This is a genomic window from Cellulomonas cellasea, from assembly GCF_006538745.1.
GTDB classification, from domain to species: Bacteria; Actinomycetota; Actinomycetes; order Actinomycetales; family Cellulomonadaceae; genus Cellulomonas_A; species Cellulomonas_A cellasea.
In genome coordinates this window covers 73,019-92,908 of the sequence record NZ_BJLR01000013.1, presented here as the reverse complement: position 1 = coordinate 92,908, position 19,890 = coordinate 73,019, and the positions used below count along the sequence as shown (strand labels likewise).

The window sequence follows — 19,890 nt, the reverse complement described above, 5'->3', positions numbered from 1 at the left end:
ATGCTCACACCACGGAGGGCCGCTCCCGGGGGTGAGTCCCGGGAGCGGCCCTCCGCTGTGTGCTGCCGCCCGCGCCGGCGTGATCCTGGCGCGGACGCCAGGTCTAGCCGACGGTGCAGGCCGCGCCGTTGACCGTGAAGGCGGTCGGGGCGACGTGCGTGCCGGTGAGCGTGCCGTTGAAGCCGACCTCGATCGAGGAACCGGCGGCGAGCGGGCCGTTCCAGGCGGCGTTCTTGGCGGTGACGGCGGTGCCGGTCTGCGACCAGGTCGCGCTCCAGCCCTGCGTGACGGTCTGCCCGGCGGGCATCGCGAACGCGAGCGTCCACGAGCTGAGCGCCGAGGTTCCCGTGTTGGTGAGGCGCACCGCACCGGTGAAGCCGGAGCCCCACGTGTTCGCGGTGTACTTCACGCTGCACGACGACGGCGGCGGCGTGGTGGTGCCGTTCGTGGTCGTGAACGACACCGGCGCGCTCCACGCCGAGACGTTGCCCGCGCCGTCCTTGGCCCGCACGGCGTACTGGTACGCCGTCGACGCCGTGAGGCCGGTCAGGGCGTGCGTCGGTCCGGTGGAGGACCCCACGACGGTCGTCGCCGTCCCGGAGACCCGGCCGATGTCGTAGCCGGCGACGCCGCTGACGTGGTCCTGACCGTTGGTCGGGTCGCTCGAGGCGGTCCAGGACAGGGTGGCGCCGGTGGCGGTCACGCCGGCCGCGGTGACCGCGGTCGGCACGGTCGGGGCTGTCGTGTCGGGGCCCGGGTCGACGATGACGCCCGTCGTCCGGAACGTCACGGCGGTGCTGCGCGCCGAGACGTTGCCCGCGGTGTCCTTCGCGGCGACCGCGTAGGTGTACGCGGTGTCGGGGGTCAGGCCGGTGAGCGCGTAGCTGGGCGTGGTGGTGGTCGCGACGCGCGTGGCCGTCGTCCCCTGCACCCGGTACACCTCGTAGCCGGCGAGCCCGCTGCCGCCCGTGTCCGTGGACGGGGTCCACGAGAGCGTCGCGGACGTGCCGGTGACCGACGACGCGACGGGCGTGCCGGGGACCGACGGCGCCGTGGTGTCGGGGTCGGGCCCGACGACGTCGCCGGGCTCGGTGCCCCAGATCAGCGTGCCGCCCTCGTACAGCGTGATGGCCTTCGTCTTGACCGGGTCGGCCGTGCCTGAGGCGAGGCCGGCGAACGACGGGTCGTTGGCCGCGTTCCACGTCGTGCCGCCCGCGACCCGGAACTGGATCTCGGCGCGGTGCTGCGACTGGCCGCCGGGGTAGATGTTGCGCCCGGTGCAGTCGATCTCGGCGTAGTACAGCGAGCCGCCCGCGGCGACGACGGACGGCGGGTTCGTCCCGCACTCCGTGTAGTTCGTCGTGACCTTGATGTTCGACGCCTGCTCGTCAGGGTCGAGCGTGAACCAGTAGCGCAGCTTCGCGCTCGTCAGGCTGCGCGCCGGGAAGGCGGACTGGTTGCGGATGATGGCCTTGACCTCGGTGAACGTGCCGGTCTGCGGCTGGTTGAGCTTGGCCTCGACGAAGAACTGGTCGCCGTCGGGCGCCTCGGCCGTCGGGAAGCTCGCGAGCGGCGTGCCGCCGTACTCCTCGACGAGCCGCGCGAGCGCGCTGGTGAAGCCGGCGTTGTAGTCGGTCGCGACCTCGTTGGCGACGTAGTCCCCGCGGTCGTCGGTGTAGGCGTCGTTCGCGGTGCCGGGGCCGCCGACGAGCGCGCCGTACAGCGTGTGGCGCGTCTTGACCGGGTTGGTCAGCGAGTCGAGCCACGAGCCGTGCGCGGTGCGGTGGTGCGGGTTCTGCGGCGGGTTCGCGCCGAAGCCGACGACGTAGCTGGACTTGCGCGGGTTGTCGCCGAGCGCGTAGTTGATCTGCCGGACGCCGAAGTCGTGGTACCGCGCCTTGCGGGTCGCGTCGGTGATCCAGTCGGAGTAGACGAGCGCGACGAACGACGTGTTCGCGGCGTACCGGAGCGAGCCCCAGGTGTCGAGCACGGCCTGCCCGCCCGGCGAGTAGTTGACCTTGGCGCCGTTGACGCCGACGGTCCAGTAGTCGAGCCAGCGGTTCGCGTCGTCGACGTACTTCTGCTTGCCGGTCTCCATCGCGAGCAGCGCGTACGCGGCGTAGGACTTGTCGTCCCACGCGACGGTCCACTTGTAGCTGCGCGTCGTCGTCTGGTTCTCGACGCCGAGCCCGTCGTACTCCTTCTCGGCCTTGGCGAGGTAGCTCGCGTCACCGGTGGCCTTGTAGAGCCAGTACGCGCCCCACACGAGCTCGTCCTGGTACCCGGACCACGACTTGTAGTACGACGCGGCGTCGGTGACGCAGTCGGAGTACTTGCCGCGGTACGTGTCGGCGAACGAGTACAGCTGCTTGGCGTGCGTGAGGAGCTTCGCGGAGTACGTCGGGTCGTCGGTCTTGAACACGATCGACGCGGCGGCGAGGGACGCGGCGGTCTCCCCCGCGGCGTCGGACCCCGGGCAGGCCGCGGTGATCTTGTAGGCCGGCCGCGGCATGGTCATGACCTCGGCGGGGCCCCACCACTTGTGGTCGTCCGTGCCGTTGCCGACCTGGACGTAGAGCTCGTTGGGCGCGGTGTGGGCCTTGACGAAGTAGTCGTTGACCCAGCGCAGGTTGTCCTTGATCTCGTCGAGCTGCCCCGCCTTGGTGTACCCGGCAGGGCTCTCGAGGGCACCCCACGCGAGCATCGTCGACGTGAACGCCATCGGCAGCCCGAACTTCACGTGGTCGCCCGCGTCGTACCAGCCGCCGGTGAGGTCCTTGCCCACGTCGGAGCCGTCCGCGAGCCCGGAGTCGCCGCGCCAGGAGACGCGGTTGCTCGCGGGCAGGTCGCCCGAGCGCTGCGCCTCGTAGAAGAACATCGACTTCTGCAGCGCCTCGGCGTAGTTGAAGTCGGGGGCGGCGGCCGCCGTCGAGGTGAGCATCGGTGCGACGAGCGCACCTGCGGCGAGCGCGACGGTGGCGGAGCCGGCGACCACGGCGCGGCGACGCCGGCCGCGTGGCGCTGGGGCCGGGGCGTCGTGCGCCGGGGCGAGGCGAGACATGGGATCCCTTTCTTCGGCACTGGAGAAACGGGTGGGCACGTCGTCGTGCCCGGTCCGGCGGGATCCGCGCCGCCCTCTCTCCACGCCCGCGCGTGAACGCCACCCGGAGCTCTTCGCGGGCGGTCCGCCTCGGGCATCGTCCGGAGACGGCGACGACGGCGTCAACCGCCTAATCGATTAGCCGAACGCTCACCTGCGTCGGCGTCGCGGTGCGGCCGCCCGAGCGTAGCGGCGAGGGCCCCGGACACGCCCGGGACGACGCGGGACGTGCGCGGACATGCCACGACCCGGCCCGCGGTGCTGCAGGGCCGGGTCGTGGACCGGTCAGCCTGGGACGGCCGGCGTGGCCGTCCCGATGCCGCCGGGATCGTGCGTCGGGCGGTGCGGGGTCAGAGGGTCCCGCGGTCCGTCCGGTCCTCGTCGCTCGTGCGCTCGGGTGCCGTCTCGACCACCGGGTCGGGGGCCTCGCCCACCGGCACGATCGGCGCGACGGCCGTCGTGTCAGGCAGCTCCTCGTCCGTTGCGAACGGCGAGTCGGGCTTCTTCGACGCCGAGCGGCGCGTGGTCGCCTTCTTGGTGGCCTCGCTGACCTTCTCGGTCAGGTCCTCGCGCGCCTCGGTGACCTTCTCGGCCGCACGCTGCGCCGCCTCGCGGCTCTTCGCGACGGTCACGCCCGCCGCCTCGCCCACGGCCTCCGCGGCGCCGCCCACGCGGTCCGAGAGGTCCTCACGTGCGTCGTGCGCCCGGGTGCGCAGGCCGTTGCTCGACGTGTCCGCCGACGTCGGCTCCCAGGGCTCGGCCCACGGGTCGGTCTGCGCGCGCGAGCGCGTCCACGCGGCGAACGCCGCACCCGCGCCGGCGACGCCCGCGAGGATCCAGAACACCTTGGCGCCGCGATGCGACTTCTGCGGTGCGGTGGCGACGGCGGCCTTGTCGGCGATCGCGCCGGCCTTGACGGCCGCGGCGTTCACGGCCGCGACGACGCTCGGGATGAGCTCGTCGACGAGCTTGTCGTGCGCCGAGTCGATCGCGGGCGACGCGGCCCCGGCGGCACGCTCGACGCGCGGGACGGCGGCCTTGAGGCTCTCCCGGTACAGGTGCTCGACGCGCGGCACGAGCCACTCGAGCGCGGCCTCGGCCTTGGGCGTCCCCCACTCCTTCGCGTGGGCGGCGACGCCGGCGGCCTGGCCGGCTGCTTCCGCGGCCTGGACCTTCGCGGCGGCGGCGAGCACGGCGGCCCTCTCTGCGGCCTGGAGCTTGAGCTTCTCCGTGTCTACGGAGTCGAGATTCGGGCGTCGGATGGCGAAGGTCATGTCCACTCCCCGGTTCTGCGGCTGGTCGGCTGCGTTTGCCCCACACTCTGCCACCAGACCGGTCGACACGCAGGTCCCGGGCACGAACGGGCGCCGCGGCGTCGTCGTCCTGGCCTGGGTGTTCGCCGCCGGCGTACCCCTCGGCCCTCCCCCGGTCGCTGCCCGGGTCAGCGCCCGGTCGACGCCCCGCCGGCCCGCTCGCAGCCGCCCGGTGGCCGCCGACCTCCCCGCGCACGCGCGGCGCTGCGTGGGAAGATGGGCGGCATGTTCGCGACTCTGCACACGACCGCCGGTGACATCCGGATCGAGCTCTTCCCGAACCACGCGCCGAAGACGGTGGAGAACTTCACCGGCCTCGCGACCGGGAGCAAGGCCTGGAAGGACCCGCGCACCGGCGCGGAGAGCAGCGCCCCGCTGTACGACGGCGTCGTCTTCCACCGCGTGATCCCGGGCTTCATGATCCAGGGCGGCGACCCGCTGGGCACCGGCACGGGCGGCCCGGGCTACAGCTTCGACGACGAGATCCACCCCGAGCTCCAGTTCGGCGAGCCGTACCTGCTCGCGATGGCGAACGCCGGCCTGCGCCGCGACCCGATCACGGGCAAGGCCGGTGGCACCAACGGCTCGCAGTTCTTCGTCACGGTCGTCCCGACGCCGCACCTCAACGGCAAGCACACCATCTTCGGCAAGGTGGCCGACGACGCGAGCCGCACCGTCGTCGACACGATCGCCGCGACGCCCACGGGCCGCGGCGACCGCCCGGTCGAGGACGTCGTCATCAGCTCGGTCACGATCGAGGACTGAGCGGTCCTGATCACCGCATGAGCGCCGACCAGCCTGCCGCTGCGCCCACCGGACCGCCCGAGGGTCCGCCCGTCTGCCCGCGCCACCCGGACCGCGTGTCCTACGTGCGCTGCCAGCGGTGCGGCCGCCCCACGTGCCCGGAGTGCCAGCGGCAGGCTGCTGTCGGCGTGCAGTGCGTCGACTGCGTCGCGGAGGCCGCGCGCGCCGCGCCGGCGAACCGGACGGTCTTCGGCGGCACGGTCCGTGCGGGCCGCCCGGTCGTGACGATCGGCATCATCGCCGCGTGCGTCGTGAGCTTCCTGCTCCAGCAGGTCGACCCGACGTGGACGCTGCGCTGGGGGTTCTGGCCGGCGGGCGGCGAGCTCGAGCCGTGGCGGTTCCTCACCGTCGCGTTCCTGCACTCGCCGACGGGCGTCATCCACATCGTCTTCAACATGCTCGCGCTGTGGATGGTCGGGCCGTTCCTCGAGCAGGCCCTGGGCCGGGCCCGGTTCGCCGCCCTGTACGGCCTGAGCGCCGTCGCGGGGTCCGTGGGCGTGCTGCTGCTCGCGTCGCCGCTCGAGGATTCCTGGGTGACGCTCACCGTCGGTGCCTCGGGCGCCGTGTTCGGGCTGTTCGGCGCTGTGTTCGTGGTGATGCGCCGGATGCGACGGGACGTCCGCAGCATCGCGGTCGTGATCGGGCTCAACATCGTCATCGGGTTCGTGGTGCCGAACATCGCCTGGCAGGCCCACCTCGGCGGGCTCGTCGCCGGCGCGGCCCTCGCGGCGGCGTTCGCCTACGCCCCGAAGGAGCGGCGCGGCGCCGTCGCGGTCGGTGCGACGGTGCTGCTCGGGCTGCTGCTCGTCCTTCTGGCGGTCGGCAAGTACGCCCTGGTTTGACCGATTTCCCCAACGTTCCGCACAGGTGGTGAATTACACGCGTGTAGTTGTCCACAGAGATGTCCACCGCTGGGGACGAAGAATGCGCCAGCGCAGGTCAGAGCGCTGCAGACGTCCCATGATCAGGCTCGTGCCTGTGGGTGGAGCGCTTGTCGGCGCGGACGAAACGGGCACACCGGCGGGACGGCAGCACAGCGCGGTGGACGCGCGGGCCGTGCCGGTGCACCGCGGCCGCACCCGGCCTCGAGGGCCGGGCGGGGCTCAGCGCCAGCGCGTCGTGAGCGAGAAGCCCGCGAGGATCAGGGCGAAGCCGATCGCGAGGTTCCACTGCCCGATGCCCGGGACGGGGTACTCCGAACGCATGATGTAGGTGACGACGATCCACACGAGGCCGAGGATCATCAGGCCGAGCATCACGGGCACGAGCCACGGCGGGCTCACCTTCGGGCCGCTCGCGGCGGGCGGAGGCGTGTAGCCCTCCTTCTTGCGGTTCTTCGACTCGGGCACGGCTGCTCCTGTTCCAGCGGTACGGCAGGCCGGGGCACGTCGGCACCGACCCGCCAGAATGTGGCTTAGCGTAGTGGCGAGATCGCCGGAGAGGAGCACGCGTGCCCGACCACCCGCACCGTGCTGCCCGTGCCGCGCGCGGCACCCTGTCCGTCGCGCTCGTCCTCGCCCTGGCGGGGGCCCTGTTCGCGGCGAACGCGCGGCTGGCCCGGACGACGGGGGAGCGGCACCCGCAGGACCTCGCCGGGCTCGTGGAGGTCGAGGAGCGCCGGCTCGGCGTCCTGCTCGACGAGGTCGCGACGCTGCGCTCCGACGTCGAGCGCCTCACGGCCGCGCAGGCCGAGCTCGACGGGATCGTGATCGAGCCCCTCGCCCCGGCCGAGGAGCTCGAGGCGGGGCTCGTGCCCGTGACCGGACCGGGGCTCGTCGTCGAGCTCGAGGACGCACCCGCGGACGCCCCGCGCCCCACGTCGGTCCGCCCCGACGACCTCGTCGTGCACCAGCAGGACCTGCAGGCCGTCATCAACGCGCTGTGGGCGGGCGGCGCCGAGGCGATGGGCCTCATGGACCAGCGCGTCATCTCGACGAGCGCGTTCCAGTGCATCGGCAACGTCCTCTCGCTGCACGGCCAGCCGTACTCGCCGCCGTACGTCGTGCGGGCGGTCGGCGACCCGGCCGCGCTGCGCCGCGCGCTCTACGCGTCCCCGGAGATCCAGAACTACCTGCGCTACGTCGACGCGGTCGGCCTCGGCTGGTCGGTGACCGTCGCACCCGAGCCGCTGACGCTGCCCGCGTACGAGGGCGCGACCGAGCTCGAGTACGCGCGCGTCCCCGAGGGCACCGAGGTGCTGCCCGGGCTGCCCGACGAGGGCGGGACCGCGGCGGCGCGGGACACGGCCCGCCGGACGGGCGGGTCGGCGTGAGCGTCGCGACGCCGACCCGGTCGAACCCCCGGCACAGCCGGTCGAGCACGTCGTCGCGCGGCCACACCACGGCGTTCGGGATCCTCGGCGTCCTGGGTGAGCTGCTCATCACCGTGGGCGTGCTGCTGCTCGCGTTCCTCGTCTGGCAGCTGTGGTGGACCGACGTCGTCGGCAACCGCGCGCAGGCGGAGATCGTGCAGGAGCTCGACTGGGACGTCGCCCCGACGGCCCCCACGCCGGACGCGACCGAGGGACCGACCGAGCCCGTCGGCCCCGTCGTCGCCGCGCCGCGCCGCGACGAGCCGCCCGTGGCCGCCGAGCCCGACCACGCGACGACGTTCGCGACGATCCGGGTCCCGCGGTGGGCGGGGGAGCCCGAGCGCCCGATCAGCCAGGGCGTCGAGCGCGAGAGCGTGCTCGACGTGCTCGGCATCGGCCACTACCCGGGGACCGCGATGCCCGGCGCCGTCGGGAACTTCGCGATGGCCGGCCACCGCACGACGTACGCCAAGCCGTTCAACCGCGTCGCCGAGCTCCAGACCGGCGACCCGCTCGTGGTCCGCACCGCCGAAACCTGGTACGTGTACCGCGTGACGTCGACCGAGGTCGTGACGCCCGCGCAGACGGAGGTCGTCGCCCCCGTCCCCGGCGACCCGGGCGCCGCGCCGACCGAGCGCTTCATCACCCTGACCACGTGCCACCCGATGTTCTCCGCCCGCGAGCGGTTCATCGTGCACGGCACCCTCGACTACTGGGCGCCCGTCGCGGACGGCATCCCGGCCGAGCTCGTCGGAGGCGCATGATGTACGGGTGGCTGTGGCGGCACCTGCCGGGCCCGGCGCCCGTGCGGGCCGCGATCCTGACGGTCGCGGCGCTGGCCGTGCTCGCCGCGTGCTTCCTGTGGGTGTTCCCGGCGATCGCGCCGTTCATGCCGTTCAACGACACGACTGTGGGTGAGGGATGACCAGGATCCTGGTGGTCGACAACTACGACTCGTTCGTCTTCACGATCGTGGGCTACCTGAACCAGCTCGGCGCCGAGACGGTCGTCGTGCGCAACGACGCCGTCCCGCCGGTCGACGAGCGTGCCGGGTTCGACGGCGTGCTCATCTCGCCCGGACCGGGCACCCCCGCGGAGGCCGGCGCGAGCATGCAGGTCATCCGGGACTGCGCGGAGAGCGAGACGCCGATGCTCGGGGTCTGTCTCGGGCACCAGGCGCTCGGCGAGGTCTTCGGCGGCACCGTCACGCACGCACCGGAGCTCATGCACGGCAAGACGAGCCTCGTCGAGCACGACGGCGCGGGCGTGCTCGCCGGGCTCCCGACGCCGTTCACCGCGACCCGGTACCACTCGCTCGCGGTCGTCGACGGGACGGTCAGCGACGAGCTCGAGGTCACGGCCGAGGTCGGGTCGGCGCACGGGCGCGTCGTCATGGGGCTGCAGCACCGCACGCTGCCGCTGCACGGCGTGCAGTTCCACCCCGAGAGCGTCCTGACCGAGGGCGGGCACCGGCTGCTGGCGAACTGGCTGGCGGTGTGCGGGGACGCCGACGCCGTCGCGCGGTCCGAGGGGCTGCACCCGCTCGTGCGGTCGTAGGACCGGGTCGCCGCCCGGCACGGTGCCGCGCGCGGCTCCGCCCGACACGGCACCGACGACGAAGGCTCCGTCCCCTCGCGGGGCGGAGCCTTCGTCGTGTGCTGAGCGCCCTCGGTCAGGGGTTCACCGGCACCGTCACGGACGGGTTCGGGTTCGGCTGACCGCCGCGCGGACCCCGCGAGACGTCGACGACGACGACCTGGCCCGGCTCGACCTCGTCGCCCTGCGTCGGGTCGGTCTTGATGACCGAGTCCTTCGGCTGGTCGCTGTCGACGTCGCGGCGCTGCGGCTGGAGGCCCAGACCGGACAGCGTGCGGCTCACCTGGTCCCACGACTGACCGACGAGGCCCTCGGGGACGAGCAGGGCGGTCGGGGCGACGGCCACCTCGAGGCGCACCGACGAGTTCTGCGGGACGAGGTCGCCCGCGGCCCGGCTCTGGCTCACGACCGTGCCCGGGGGCTGCTCGTTCGTCTCCTTCTCGGCGGTCGTGGAACTCAGGCTGAGGTCGGCGAGAGCCTTCTCCGCGTCGGCCTGCGGCAGCCCGACGAGCTCGGGGACGACGACGTTGCCGCTCGCGATGAACACGGTGACGGCGGACCCGGCCTTCGCCGACGTGTTGGCCGCGGGCTCGGTCTTGGTGACCCGGTCCTTGGCGTGCGAGGCGCTGTCCTCGGGCGTGATCGTGCCGACGGTCAGACCGGCGGCCTCGATCTGCGTGCGCGCCGCGTCCTGCGTCAGGCCGGTGACGTCCGGGACCGTGGCGGTGTCGGGGCCGGTCGAGACCTGCACGGTCACCGTGGAGCCCTTGGGTGCCTCCCTCCCGCTGGCCGGCGTGCTCGAGACGACGTTGCCCTCGGCGACGGTGTCGGACTCGACCTCCTCCTGGTCCCAGAGGAAACCGGCGCCCTCGATCTCGACCTTGGCCTGCGGCGCGGGCATGTCGACGATCGCGGGGACGGCGACCATCTCCGGCCCGTCGTTGTTCGCCGCGTTCGCCGCGATGAGCGCGATGATCCCGGCGACCGCGAGCACCGCGACCGCGATGAGCGTCCACATGAGCCAGCGCTTGTTCTTCGGCTCGTCGTCCTCGGCGGCGGCACCGGTCGCCGCACCCGTGGGGGGCAGCACGCTCGTGCCCGGGCCGGTGGGCGCCCAGGGCGCGGGCCCGGACGGCATCAGCTGGGTCGTCGCGGGGCCGGCGGCGCCGAAGACCTGCGTCGCGTCGTCGTTCGCGCCGGCGGGCACGAGCGCGCCGACCGGGGGAGCGCCCACGTGGCCCCCGCGCGCGGCGGCCTCGAGGTCGGAGCGGAACTCGGCGGCCGTCGAGTAGCGCGAGTCGCGCTCCTTGGCGAGGGCCTTGAGCGTGATCCGGTCGAGCGAGTCGGGGACGTCCGCGGCGAACATGCTCGGCGCCGGGGCGGCCTCGCGGACGTGCTGGTACGCCACGGCGACGGGGGAGTCGCCCACGAACGGCGGGCGCCCGGTCAGCAGCTCGAAGAGCAGGCAGCCCGTCGAGTACAGGTCGGAGCGCGTGTCGACCGTCTCACCGCGCGCCTGCTCAGGGGACAGGTACTGCGCGGTGCCGATGACCGCCTGCGTCTGCGTCATGGTCGCCGCGGAGTCCGCGACGGCGCGCGCGATGCCGAAGTCCATGACCTTGACCGCGCCGGTCGGGGTCAGCATGACGTTCGCGGGCTTGATGTCGCGGTGCACGATGCCCGCGTGGTGGGAGTACTCGAGCGCCGACAGGACGCCGGCCGTGATCTCGACGGCCTCCTCGATGGGGACCGCGTTGCCGTCGCGCAGGATGTCGCGGACCGTGTGGCCCTCGACGTACTCCATGACGATGAACGGCACGTGCGCGACGACGCCCGACGGCTCGGTGACGAGGTCCTCGCCGGTGTCGTAGACCGCGACGACCGCCGGGTGGTTGAGCGACGCGGCGGCCTGCGCCTCGCGGCGGAACCGTGCCTGGAACGAGGGGTCGCGTGCGAGGTCCGAGCGCAGCACCTTGATCGCCACGGTCCGGCCGAGCCGCGTGTCGTGGCCGATGTGCACCTCGGCCATGCCGCCGCGACCGATCAGCTCACCGACCTCGTACCGTCCACCGAGGATCCGGGATCCGTCGTCCACCACTAGGCGTCCTTCGCTGTCGTCGTCCACGTGCCTGCTGCCCTGTCGGCAACCCGCGCACGTTCCGTGATCATCCCATCGAGGCCGTCCCGGAGAGCGTATCCGGGGCGGACGGCCGCCGTGGGGGTGCCGGCGTCCGCGTCGGTCCCGGTCGCCGGGGCCCGCGGGACCGTCGTCGTGATCGTCCTCGTCGTGCCGGTCGCGCCCAGCGCGGGCTCGCCCGGGGGAGAGCCGCCCTCGGCGCCGGTGAGCCTATCGGCCAGGGCCGCCCCCAGGAGCGCGACGACCAGCAGGACCAGCGCGACGAGCGGCCAGGTCAGCCGGCCGAGCTTCCCGAGGCGGTTCCCGGTGGTCGTCGACGTGATCCACCCGGCGCGGGTCGGCGCCCGGTGGGTGCCGGCGGTGCGGCGGACCTCGGTCGCGTCCCGCAGCTCGCGGCGCGGCGGGTAGGACGGCGGGTGGCCGTCGTCGTCCGCGGGGTGGCCGTGCGGCGCGGGCGGGATCGACGCGGGCGCGGCGGGGGACTTCGCGACGGCGGGCTTGGCGGCGGCGGGCTTGGCGGCGGCGGGCGGCGGGGCGGCGCGCCGGGGCCCGGGCTGCTGCGTGGGCGGCACGACGCGCACGTCGGCGCCGGGCGCGATCATCGTCGTCCCGCCGCGGCCCGAGGAGCGGCGGGCGGGGACGACGACGGCGACGCCGGTCGCGGGCGTGCGCTCGACCATCTCGTCGAGGATGCGCGCGAGCTGCGCGGCCGACGGCGGGCGGTCGCGCGGGTCCTTCGCGAGCAGGCTCAGGACGATGCCGGCGAGCCGCTTGTCGATCGCAGCCGGCAGTGGGGGCACGGGCGCGTTGACGTGCGCGACGGCGATGTCGACCGCCGTCGGGCCTGTGAACGGGCGCTTCCCGGCGAGCGCCTCGTACGCGACGATCCCGAGCGAGTACAGGTCGGAGTGGGGCGTCGCGGGCTGCCCGACGGCCTGCTCGGGGGAGAGGTACTGCGCGGTGCCCATGACCATGCCGGTCGCGGTCATCGGCACCTGGTTCGTCGCGAGCGACACCCCGAAGTCGGTGATCTTCACGCGCCCGCCGCGCCCGAGCAGGATGTTGCCGGGCTTGACGTCGCGGTGCACCACGCCGGCGTCGTGCGCGTGGTGCAGCGCGCGGGCGGTCTGCGCGAGGATCGGCAGCAGCTTGCGCGGGGGCAGCACGGGCTCACGCTCGAGCAGGTCGCTCATGGGCTCGCCGAGCACGAGCTCGATGACGAGGAACGCGGAGCCCTCCTGCTCGCCGTAGTCGTAGAGCTGCGCGATGTTCTGGTGGGACAGCGCCGCGGAGTTGCGGGCCTCGGTGCGGAACCGGGACAGGAAGTTGGGGTCGCCCGCGAACTCCTCGCGGAGCACCTTGATCGCGACGTCGCGCGCGAGCGACTCGTCGTGCGCGACCCACACCTCGCCCATGCCGCCGACCGCGATCTCCCGCACGAGGCGGTACCGCTGACCGAGCACGACACCCGCTGCTGCCCTCACTGGCCCAGCACCGCCTCGATGACGGCCTTCGCGACGGGCGCAGCGACCTTGCCGCCGGTCGCCTCGTTGCCGACCGCGCCGCCGTTCTCGACGACCACGGCGACGGCGACGCGCGGGGCGTCGGCCGGGGCGAACGCGGTGAACCACGCGTGCGGCGACTCCTCCTCGCGACCCGTCTGCGCGGTGCCCGTCTTGCCCGCGACCTGCACGCCGGAGATCTGGGCGGCCTTGCCGGAGCCGTTCTGCACGACGCCCACCATCATGTCGCGCAGCGCGGCGGCGGTCGTCGGGGAGACGGCCTGCGACAGCCGGCGCGGGTCCGCCTCGCGGACGACGTCGAGGTCGGCCGTGCGGACCGTCTGCACGAGGTACGGCGTCATGAGCTCGCCCTCGTTCGCGATCGCGGCGGAGACCATGGCCATCTGCAGCGGGGTCGCGCGGACCGAGTACTGCCCGAGCGCCGAGAACGCGGTGTTGGGCGCGTTGACCTCGTCGGGGAACTCGCTCGGCTCGACCCGGATCGGCACGGACAGCTCGTCGTTGCCGAAGCCGAACCTCTCGGACTGCTCGCGCAGCGCGTCCGCCCCGAGCTCGAGCCCGAGCTGCGCGAACGCGGTGTTGCACGAGACCCGCAGCGCGTCGGCGAGCGTCGTCTGACCGCCCGAGCCGCACGACGAGCCGCCGTAGTTCTTGACGGTCGCGCTGGTCTGGGGGAGGGGCAGCTCGTCGGGTGCCGTGAGCACCGACTCGGGGGTCGCGCGCCCCGACTCGAGCGCGGCCGCCGCCGTGATGAGCTTGAACGTCGAGCCCGGCGGGTAGGTCGGGCCCTGGAGCGCCTTGTTCTCGAGCGGGTCGCCCTCGGCCCCGAGCAGCGCCTGGTACGCGGCGTTCGCCGCGGCGGAGTCGTGCGTGGTGAGCTGGTTCGGGTCGTAGGACGGCTTCGAGACGAGCGCGAGGATCGCCCCGGTCGTCGGGTCGAGCGCGACGACCGCGCCGCGCTGGTCCCCGAGCGCGTCCCACGCCGCCTGCTGCGCCGCGGGGTTGATCGTGAGCTCGATCGACGACCCCTGCGGCTGCTTGCCCGTGATGAGGTCCTGCAGGCGCGAGAGGAACAGCGAGTCGGCCTGGCCGTTGAGCACGTCGTTCTCGGCCTGCTCGAGCATCGTCCCGCGGTGCACGATCGAGTAGAAGCCGGTCACGGGCGCGTAGAGCTCGCCGTTCGCGTAGCTGCGCTGGTACTTGAACGCGTCGTCGACCGGGGCGGACGACGCGATCGCCTCGCCGCCGACGACGATCGGTCCGCGGGCCCGGCCGAACTCGCGGTACAGCGTCCGGACGTTGCGGCCGTCGTTGTTGAGCGCGTCGGCCTGCACGAACTGGACCCAGGTGGCGCCGCCCATGAGGACGACGAACATGGCGACGACGACGGTCGCGAGGCGGCGCAGCGGGGTGTTCATCAGCGCACCCCCCCGGGGCCGGCGATGCGCTCGGTCGGGTCGGCGCTGGGTTCCGGCTCGCCCTCGCGGCGCGGCGCACCGGCGCGCGAGGAGCCGGGCGTGCGCACGGGCAGCGGCGCGGTCGTGGTGCCGGGCGGGGGACCGGTGACGAGGTCCGGGGCCGGGCGGCGCGCGTCGTCGGAGATCCGCAGGAGGAGCGCGACGATGATCCAGTTCGCGAGCAGCGAGGAGCCGCCGTACGCGAGGAACGGGGTCGTCAGGCCGGTCAGCGGGATGATCCGCGTGATGCCGCCGACGACGATGAAGCACTGGAACGCGACGACGAACGCGAGACCGCCGGCGAGCAGCTTGCCGAAGCCGTCGCGCACCCCGATCGCCGTGCGCAGGCCGCGCTCCGCGAGCACGAGGTAGCACAGCAGGATCGCGAGCAGCCCGGTCAGGCCGATCTCCTCGCCGAGGGACGCGACGATGAAGTCCGACTCCGCGTACGGCACGAGGTCAGGGCGCCCCTTGCCCCAGCCGGTGCCGAACAGCCCGCCGCCCGCGAGCCCGAACAGCCCACCGACGAGCTGCCCCGAGCCGCCGGGGGCGCGGTTGTAGATCTCCGGGTCGAGCGCGTTGAGCCACACGTCGAACCGCGCGGCCACGTGCCCGAAGGTCGTCGCCGCGAGCGCCGCGCCGCCGAGGAACAGCCCGAGGCCGATGACGACCCAGCTCGTGCGCTCCGTCGCGAGGTAGAGCATCGCGACGAACAGCCCGAAGAACAGCAGCGACGTCCCGAGGTCGCGCTCGAGCACGAGGACGCTGATCGACACCGCCCACGCGAGCACGAGGGGCCCGAGGTCGCGGATGCGCGGGAGCTGCAGGCCGAGGATCTTGGGCCCGGCGAGCGCGAGCGTGTCGCGGTTCGTGACGAGGTAGCCCGCGAAGAACACCGCGAGCACGAGCTTGCCGATCTCGGCCGGCTGCAGCGAGAAGCCGCCGAGCCGGATCCAGATGCGCGCGCCGTTGATCTCGACGCCGAGGCCCGGCACGAGCGGCAGCACGATGAGCAGGAGGCCGACGACCATCGCCGTGTACGTGTAGCGGCGCAGCGTGCGGTGGTCGCGCAGCACGACGAGCACCCCGGCGGCCAGCAGCAGCGCGAACGTCGTCCAGCCGAGCTGCCGCGTCGCGAAGTCCTGCTCACGCCCGCGCGCGACCATCCCGAGGTCGATGCGGTAGATCATCGCGAGCCCGATGCCGTTGAGCGCGATCGCCACCGGCAGGATCACGGGGTCCGCGTACGGCGCGCGCCAGCGCAGCACCACGTGCAGGCCCAGCGCGAGCGCCGCCATCCCGACGCCGTAGCCGACGACGTTCCCCGGGAGCTCCCCGGTCACGCCGAGGCCCGTGAGCGCGTACGCGGCGAGGCCGATGAGCAGGGCGGGCACGAGCAGCGCGAGCTCGACGCCGCGCCCCGGGCGCACCCGATGCGGCTGGATCGTGGCCATCAGTCCGTCGCCGCGTTCTCACGAGCGGACTGCTCGAGCAGCTGGACCCGGTGCCGGGCGTCGTCGAGCGAGTCGGACTGGATGTTCTGGTCGAGGCGCTCGCGGACGTACGGCGGCAGGTCGTCGATGCGCGCGTCGCCGCGCTCCTCGACGGTCGAGAGCGTGATCGGGCCGATGTTCTGCGGGATCCCGCGGTAGATCACCACGTCCCCGCCCTCGGCGCCGACGAAGTACTGCGTCTGCGTCCACTGGTACCCGAGGTAGCCCGCGACGCCGAGCACCGCGAGCAGCAGCAGCGACAGGAACCAGGCGAGCACCTTGACGCGGCGGCGCCGGCGCGGGTCCACCTCGTCGGTGTCGTCGTCCTCGTCGCCGGCCGCGCCCGCCGGGAGCAGGAGGCCCGCGGGGTCGGAGTCGTCGTCCGCGTCGGTGCCCGCCGCCTGCGCGGCGGCCACCTTCTTCGCGAGCGTCGCGGCGCGCGCCGAGGGGCTGTCCGCCGCGGCCGTCGGGCGGTGGCGGGAGGTGGCCGCCGAGCCCACGACGCTCGCCGCGGTCGTCGGTCCGCCGCCGTCCGGCACGTCGTCGAGCTCGACGACGTCCGCGACCACGACCGTGACGTTGTCGCCGCCGCCCGCCCGCAGCGCGAGCTGCACGAGCCGGTCCGCGCAGACGTCGACGTCCTGCAGGCCCATCAGCGTCTCGGCGATGGTGTCGGCGCTCACGAAGCCCGAGAGCCCGTCGGAGCACAGCAGCCAGCGGTCGCCCGGGCGCGCCTCGCGCACCGACAGGTCCGGTGCGACGTCCGGGTCGAAGTCGCCGAGCACCCGCATGACGACCGAGCGCTGCGGGTGGTGCTCGGCCTCCTCGGGCGTGATCTTGCCGGTGTTCACGAGGTGCTGGACGAACGTGTGGTCGGTCGTGACCTGGCTCAGCACGCCGTCGCGCAGCAGGTAGCCGCGCGAGTCGCCGAGGTGGACCATCGCGAGCTTGTTGCCCGCGCGCAGGATCGCCGTGACGGTCGTCCCCATGCCGCTCAGCTCGGGGTCGGCCTGCGTGCGCGCCACGATCTCGTCGCGCGCCGCGTCCAGGGCGTGCTCGAGCTCGTCGAGCGCGTCGTCGGGCCCGTGCGACTCCCCGTCGAGCGGGGCGAACGCCGCGACCGCGACCGACGACGCGACGTCGCCGCCCGCGTGCCCGCCCATGCCGTCCGCGACGACCAGCAGGTGAGGTCCGGCGTAGGCGGAGTCCTGGTTGTTGGACCGGACGAGGCCCACGTCGGACCGTGCGGCGTACCGCAGCGCGATGCTCACGGCGGCGCTACCTCTGCAGCTCGAGGACGCTCTGACCCACGCGGACCTGCGCCCCCGGGGTCACGGGCGTCGGCTGCTCGACCTTTGTGTCACCCAGGAACGTGCCGTTCGTCGACCCCAGGTCCTCGACGAACCAGCCGCCGTCCTGCGGGAAGATCCGGGCGTGCCGGGACGACGAGTAGTCGTCGTCGAGCACGAGCGTGCACGACGGCGCGCGGCCGATCAGGACCGACGACGCGCCGAGCGGGATCGTCGTGCCGCGCAGGGGGCCCTCGGTCACGACGAGGCGGGTGGGAGCGCTCTTGGCCGGCTTGGCCGGGCGGGGCTGCTGGCCCTTCGCCGGCGACTTGGGCGACGGCGGTGCCGCCTGGCCGGGGGTCACGGAGGCCGGGCCCTTGGGGCGTCCCCGACGGTCCACGATCTTCGTGCCGTACAGGTCGCGGCGCAGCACCCCGATCGCCGAGGCCACGAAGAGCCACAGCAGGACGAGATAGCCGAGCCGCAGGAGGGTGATCGTCAGCTCAGACATACCGGCCGTTCACTCGTCCCGGTCATCGGACGCGCCCGTCCAGAACATGATGCGCGTGCGCCCGATCGTCAGGGTGTTGCCGTCGAGGAGCGTGGCCGCCGGGACCTGGTGGCCCTCGACGTACAGCCCGTTCGTGGACCCGAGGTCGCTCGCGACGACCCCGTCCGGCCCGACGCGGATCTCCAGGTGCCGGCGGGACACGCCCGGGTCGTCGACGATGATGTCCGCCTCCGAGCCGCGGCCGATCACCGTGACCGGGCCCGTGAGCAGGTAGCGCTGGCCGTCGATGTCGACGAGCGGGTGCCGCGTGCTCGGGGTCGCCGCCGCCGATGCGGGCGCGACAGCGCCGCGCACGGTCGCGCTGCGGATCCGGAACCGGCCTGTCTCCAGGTCGTCGTGCTCGCTGAACTGGACGGTGACCGGCCCGACGAAGGCGTAGCGCTGGCTCGCCGCATGGTCCGTCACGTTGGCCGCGAGCTCGTCGGCCAGCGCCTCCGCACCCCACGCGTCGACCTGCGCGTGGTCGTCGGGGGAGAGCTCGATCGTGAACTCGTTCGGCACCACGGTGCGGTCCCGGTCCACGACGGCCGCGCGGTCGTCCACCTCGCGGCGCAGGGCGCTCGCGAGCTCGACCGGCTTGACCTCGCTGCGGAACGCCTTGGCGAAGGCGTTGTTCACGACTCGTTCCACGCCGTGCTCGAACTTGTCGAGGATGCCCACGCCCTCACCTCCCTCGTGCGTCGGTTGTGCCTGTGGTTCTGGCGGCTTGCTGGGTGCCGGGTCGGTGGTGCTCGCGTCCGTGGGGGGTGCGCGGGCGGGGCCGGATCCGGTATCGGCCTTGATCGTATCCGCGGTGGGGGCCTCGGGGCGGGTTCGTGGGGCTGATCCTGTCGAGTCGTTCGGGATCTGGGGGGTGGATGTGGTGATGGGGGCGTGTTCGTGAGGTTGGTCGGGGGGTGTGGGGGTGGGTCGGCTGGGGTGTCGTCGCGGGCCGCGTGGCGAGAGCCCGGTGTGGGTGCGGCAAGGGAGCCAGCCTGGCAGGCCGACGACATCGGCGGCCTCTCGCGGTCGTGGTGAGAAGCTGGGCCGGGGTGCCGCAGCGTGGTGCCGAGGCGTCGCCAGACCGTGATAACGTTCTGCGGCGCGCGCGAGTGGCGGAACGGCAGACGCGCTGGCTTCAGGTGCCAGTGTCCGAAAGGGCGTGGGGGTTCAAATCCCCCCTCGCGCACAGGTGACAGATGGGCGGTTCCCGAAAGGGACGCCCTGGTAGTACTGAAACTCCCGGTCAGGGTTCTCTGGCCGGGAGTTTTGGCGTTGTGGCGTCGACGGGTGGCCTTCTTGAGGCGCTCGCGCACGGCTCAGAGGGGCAACTTCACATCCGTGGCGTGCAGTGCGGGCATGCTGACGCCGGCGATCGTGCGGTGGCGTCGTCAGGCAGTTGCTGACGCGAGGCGGTGCGGGGCCTGGCGTGGGCCTAGTGGCGCCTGGAGCCCTGCCGCGGTCCCCGTTCGCGGCTGGCTCCGCGGTTCCGGTCCCGCGATCCCCAGCCGGCAGTCCCGCCCCCCGCCCTCCGTCGGGCCGCTCGGGCGCTCGTGTCCGACCCTGCTCGTAGCGTCCGTGCATGGAGCCACGACCCACCGCCCTCGGGCTCGTCGTCGCCGACATGCGCGCGAGCGTTGCCTTCTACCGCCGCCTCGGTGTCGCGTTCCCGTCGGACACCGACGACCACGAGGAGGCACAGCTCTCCTCGTGGCCGCGCCCCATGCTCGATACCGAGTCCTCCCTAGTGACGTACGTCCCCGGCCGGCGGCGTCCGACCGGCGGTAGCGCACGCGCCTCGCTCGCGTTCGAGCTCGGCACCTCGGCTGAGGTCGACACCCTCCACGCCGAGCTCGTCGCCACGGGCGTGTGGAGCACCGTGAAGCCGTGGGACGCCGTCTGGGGGCACCGGTGGGCGTCCGTGGTCAACCCCGACGGCGCTTGCTGACGCGCCGGGACGGCACCCGGGCCCGGCACGTCGGCCACGACGGGCCACACGTCGAAGATCGGTGCGGTTCCCCAAGCCAAGTCTGAAGCGCCGCTCTGTTGCGACTCCGCGTGAGGCGCACGAAGGGCCGTTGGTGCCCCATGTGGCCGTGTCATCTGATAGCGCTTCGGGCCGGACCCGGAAGAGCCACCTTGGTAGTTCTTAAGTTTATCGCGCGAACCGTCGCCAGCACGGCGAGGTCGTAGACACCGGGATACACGTCCATCCGGGGTGAACAAGGGCTCCGTGAGTGGGTTGCTCAGCAGCGTCGTGGCGAGATTTGTAAGTCCGATCTGGCCACTGCCTTCTGGCGCGCCTGGACATCGGCAG

Annotated in this window: 17 protein-coding genes and 1 tRNA gene; 8 read left to right on the top strand and 10 right to left on the bottom strand. The window is 73.3% G+C overall.

From position 1 onward, the window contains the following. Window positions 1–103: 103 nt before the first annotated feature. Window positions 104–3,061, bottom strand: a complete 2,958-nt coding sequence (locus CCE01nite_RS06135; protein WP_034626467.1) for a glycoside hydrolase family 9 protein — start codon at window positions 3,059–3,061, stop codon at window positions 104–106. 389 nt (window positions 3,062–3,450) lie between these two features. After that, complete coding sequence (locus CCE01nite_RS06130) at window positions 3,451–4,374, bottom strand: hypothetical protein (RefSeq protein ID WP_174774681.1); 924 nt, start codon at window positions 4,372–4,374, stop codon at window positions 3,451–3,453. 264 nt (window positions 4,375–4,638) lie between these two features. On the opposite strand from CCE01nite_RS06130, the gene CCE01nite_RS06125 reads away from it, so the two are divergent. Together CCE01nite_RS06125 and CCE01nite_RS06120 are read left to right on the top strand one after the other, a co-directional pair. Further along, a complete protein-coding gene (locus CCE01nite_RS06125; protein ID WP_034626517.1) occupies window positions 4,639–5,178 on the top strand; it encodes a peptidylprolyl isomerase in 540 nt (179 codons plus the stop codon). Window positions 5,179–5,195: 17 nt separating this feature from the next. Further along, on the top strand, window positions 5,196–6,059 hold the full coding sequence (locus CCE01nite_RS06120; protein ID WP_052103648.1) for a rhomboid family intramembrane serine protease: 864 nt from the start codon (window positions 5,196–5,198) through the stop codon (window positions 6,057–6,059). Window positions 6,060–6,320: 261 nt separating this feature from the next. On the opposite strand, the gene CCE01nite_RS06115 is transcribed toward CCE01nite_RS06120, so the two are convergent. Beyond that, window positions 6,321–6,566 (bottom strand): cell division protein CrgA, encoded by a 246-nt coding sequence (locus tag CCE01nite_RS06115; RefSeq protein ID WP_034626463.1) that lies wholly within the window; start codon window positions 6,564–6,566, stop codon window positions 6,321–6,323. A gap of 101 nt (window positions 6,567–6,667) precedes the next feature. On the opposite strand from CCE01nite_RS06115, the gene CCE01nite_RS06110 reads away from it, so the two are divergent. Genes CCE01nite_RS06110 through CCE01nite_RS06100 form a run of 4 tightly spaced genes read left to right on the top strand, consistent with a single transcriptional unit; the run spans window position 6,668 to window position 9,085 of the window. Continuing rightward, window positions 6,668–7,489, top strand: coding sequence for a DUF881 domain-containing protein (locus CCE01nite_RS06110; protein WP_052103646.1), 822 nt, complete (start codon window positions 6,668–6,670; stop codon window positions 7,487–7,489). Next, window positions 7,486–8,292, top strand: coding sequence for a class E sortase (locus tag CCE01nite_RS06105; protein ID WP_034626461.1), 807 nt, complete (start codon window positions 7,486–7,488; stop codon window positions 8,290–8,292). Before CCE01nite_RS06110 ends, CCE01nite_RS06105 begins: the two co-directional genes overlap by 4 nt. After that, window positions 8,289–8,453 carry a hypothetical protein gene (locus tag CCE01nite_RS21240; RefSeq protein ID WP_157464167.1) on the top strand — a complete coding sequence of 55 codons (165 nt, stop codon included), beginning with the start codon at window positions 8,289–8,291 and terminating at the stop codon, window positions 8,451–8,453. Before CCE01nite_RS06105 ends, CCE01nite_RS21240 begins: the two co-directional genes overlap by 4 nt. Beyond that, on the top strand, window positions 8,450–9,085 hold the full coding sequence (locus CCE01nite_RS06100) for an aminodeoxychorismate/anthranilate synthase component II (protein WP_034626457.1): 636 nt from the start codon (window positions 8,450–8,452) through the stop codon (window positions 9,083–9,085). Before CCE01nite_RS21240 ends, CCE01nite_RS06100 begins: the two co-directional genes overlap by 4 nt. 115 nt (window positions 9,086–9,200) lie before the next feature. Here CCE01nite_RS06100 and pknB read toward each other — a convergent pair whose 3' ends face one another. The 7 genes from pknB to CCE01nite_RS06065 are packed head-to-tail and all read right to left on the bottom strand — an operon-like array spanning window position 9,201 to window position 18,254. Continuing rightward, window positions 9,201–11,222, bottom strand: coding sequence for a Stk1 family PASTA domain-containing Ser/Thr kinase (gene pknB, locus CCE01nite_RS06095; protein ID WP_034626455.1), 2,022 nt, complete (start codon window positions 11,220–11,222; stop codon window positions 9,201–9,203). Beyond that, window positions 11,222–12,745 carry a serine/threonine-protein kinase gene (locus CCE01nite_RS06090; protein WP_141372083.1) on the bottom strand — a complete coding sequence of 508 codons (1,524 nt, stop codon included), beginning with the start codon at window positions 12,743–12,745 and terminating at the stop codon, window positions 11,222–11,224. The genes pknB and CCE01nite_RS06090 overlap by 1 nt, the downstream gene beginning before the upstream one ends. Continuing rightward, window positions 12,742–14,202, bottom strand: a complete 1,461-nt coding sequence (locus CCE01nite_RS06085) for a peptidoglycan D,D-transpeptidase FtsI family protein (RefSeq protein WP_034624609.1) — start codon at window positions 14,200–14,202, stop codon at window positions 12,742–12,744. Before CCE01nite_RS06085 ends, CCE01nite_RS06090 begins: the two co-directional genes overlap by 4 nt. After that, window positions 14,202–15,695: an FtsW/RodA/SpoVE family cell cycle protein gene (locus CCE01nite_RS06080; protein ID WP_034624605.1), complete on the bottom strand. Its 1,494-nt coding sequence runs from the start codon at window positions 15,693–15,695 to the stop codon at window positions 14,202–14,204. Before CCE01nite_RS06080 ends, CCE01nite_RS06085 begins: the two co-directional genes overlap by 1 nt. Further along, window positions 15,695–17,005, bottom strand: coding sequence for a Stp1/IreP family PP2C-type Ser/Thr phosphatase (locus CCE01nite_RS22360; protein WP_052103337.1), 1,311 nt, complete (start codon window positions 17,003–17,005; stop codon window positions 15,695–15,697). The genes CCE01nite_RS06080 and CCE01nite_RS22360 overlap by 1 nt, the downstream gene beginning before the upstream one ends. 7 nt (window positions 17,006–17,012) lie before the next feature. Continuing rightward, complete coding sequence (locus CCE01nite_RS06070; protein WP_034624603.1) at window positions 17,013–17,534, bottom strand: FHA domain-containing protein FhaB/FipA; 522 nt, start codon at window positions 17,532–17,534, stop codon at window positions 17,013–17,015. Between the two features lie 9 nt (window positions 17,535–17,543). Further along, window positions 17,544–18,254 carry an FHA domain-containing protein gene (locus CCE01nite_RS06065; RefSeq protein WP_034624601.1) on the bottom strand — a complete coding sequence of 237 codons (711 nt, stop codon included), beginning with the start codon at window positions 18,252–18,254 and terminating at the stop codon, window positions 17,544–17,546. A 425-nt stretch (window positions 18,255–18,679) separates the two neighbouring features. Here CCE01nite_RS06065 and CCE01nite_RS06060 point away from each other — a divergent pair. Further along, window positions 18,680–18,762 (top strand) — tRNA-Leu (locus tag CCE01nite_RS06060). Window positions 18,763–19,155: 393 nt separating this feature from the next. Then, a complete protein-coding gene (locus CCE01nite_RS06055; protein WP_034624599.1) occupies window positions 19,156–19,521 on the top strand; it encodes a VOC family protein in 366 nt (121 codons plus the stop codon). Window positions 19,522–19,890 lie beyond the last annotated feature (369 nt).

Excerpts from the sequence above, each read along its gene's own strand:
- CCE01nite_RS06135 (WP_034626467.1), bottom strand. The coding sequence starts at position 3,061 with ATGTCTCGCCTCGCCCCGGCGCACGACGCCCCGGCCCCAGCGCCACGC.
- CCE01nite_RS06130 (WP_174774681.1), bottom strand. The coding sequence starts at position 4,374 with ATGACCTTCGCCATCCGACGCCCGAATCTCGACTCCGTAGACACGGAG.
- CCE01nite_RS06125 (WP_034626517.1), top strand. The coding sequence starts at position 4,639 with ATGTTCGCGACTCTGCACACGACCGCCGGTGACATCCGGATCGAGCTC.
- CCE01nite_RS06120 (WP_052103648.1), top strand. The coding sequence starts at position 5,196 with ATGAGCGCCGACCAGCCTGCCGCTGCGCCCACCGGACCGCCCGAGGGT.
- CCE01nite_RS21240 (WP_157464167.1), top strand. The coding sequence starts at position 8,289 with ATGATGTACGGGTGGCTGTGGCGGCACCTGCCGGGCCCGGCGCCCGTG.
- CCE01nite_RS06100 (WP_034626457.1), top strand. The coding sequence starts at position 8,450 with ATGACCAGGATCCTGGTGGTCGACAACTACGACTCGTTCGTCTTCACG.
- CCE01nite_RS06085 (WP_034624609.1), bottom strand. The coding sequence starts at position 14,202 with ATGAACACCCCGCTGCGCCGCCTCGCGACCGTCGTCGTCGCCATGTTC.
- CCE01nite_RS06080 (WP_034624605.1), bottom strand. The coding sequence starts at position 15,695 with ATGGCCACGATCCAGCCGCATCGGGTGCGCCCGGGGCGCGGCGTCGAG.
- CCE01nite_RS06070 (WP_034624603.1), bottom strand. The coding sequence starts at position 17,534 with ATGTCTGAGCTGACGATCACCCTCCTGCGGCTCGGCTATCTCGTCCTG.
- CCE01nite_RS06055 (WP_034624599.1), top strand. The coding sequence starts at position 19,156 with ATGGAGCCACGACCCACCGCCCTCGGGCTCGTCGTCGCCGACATGCGC.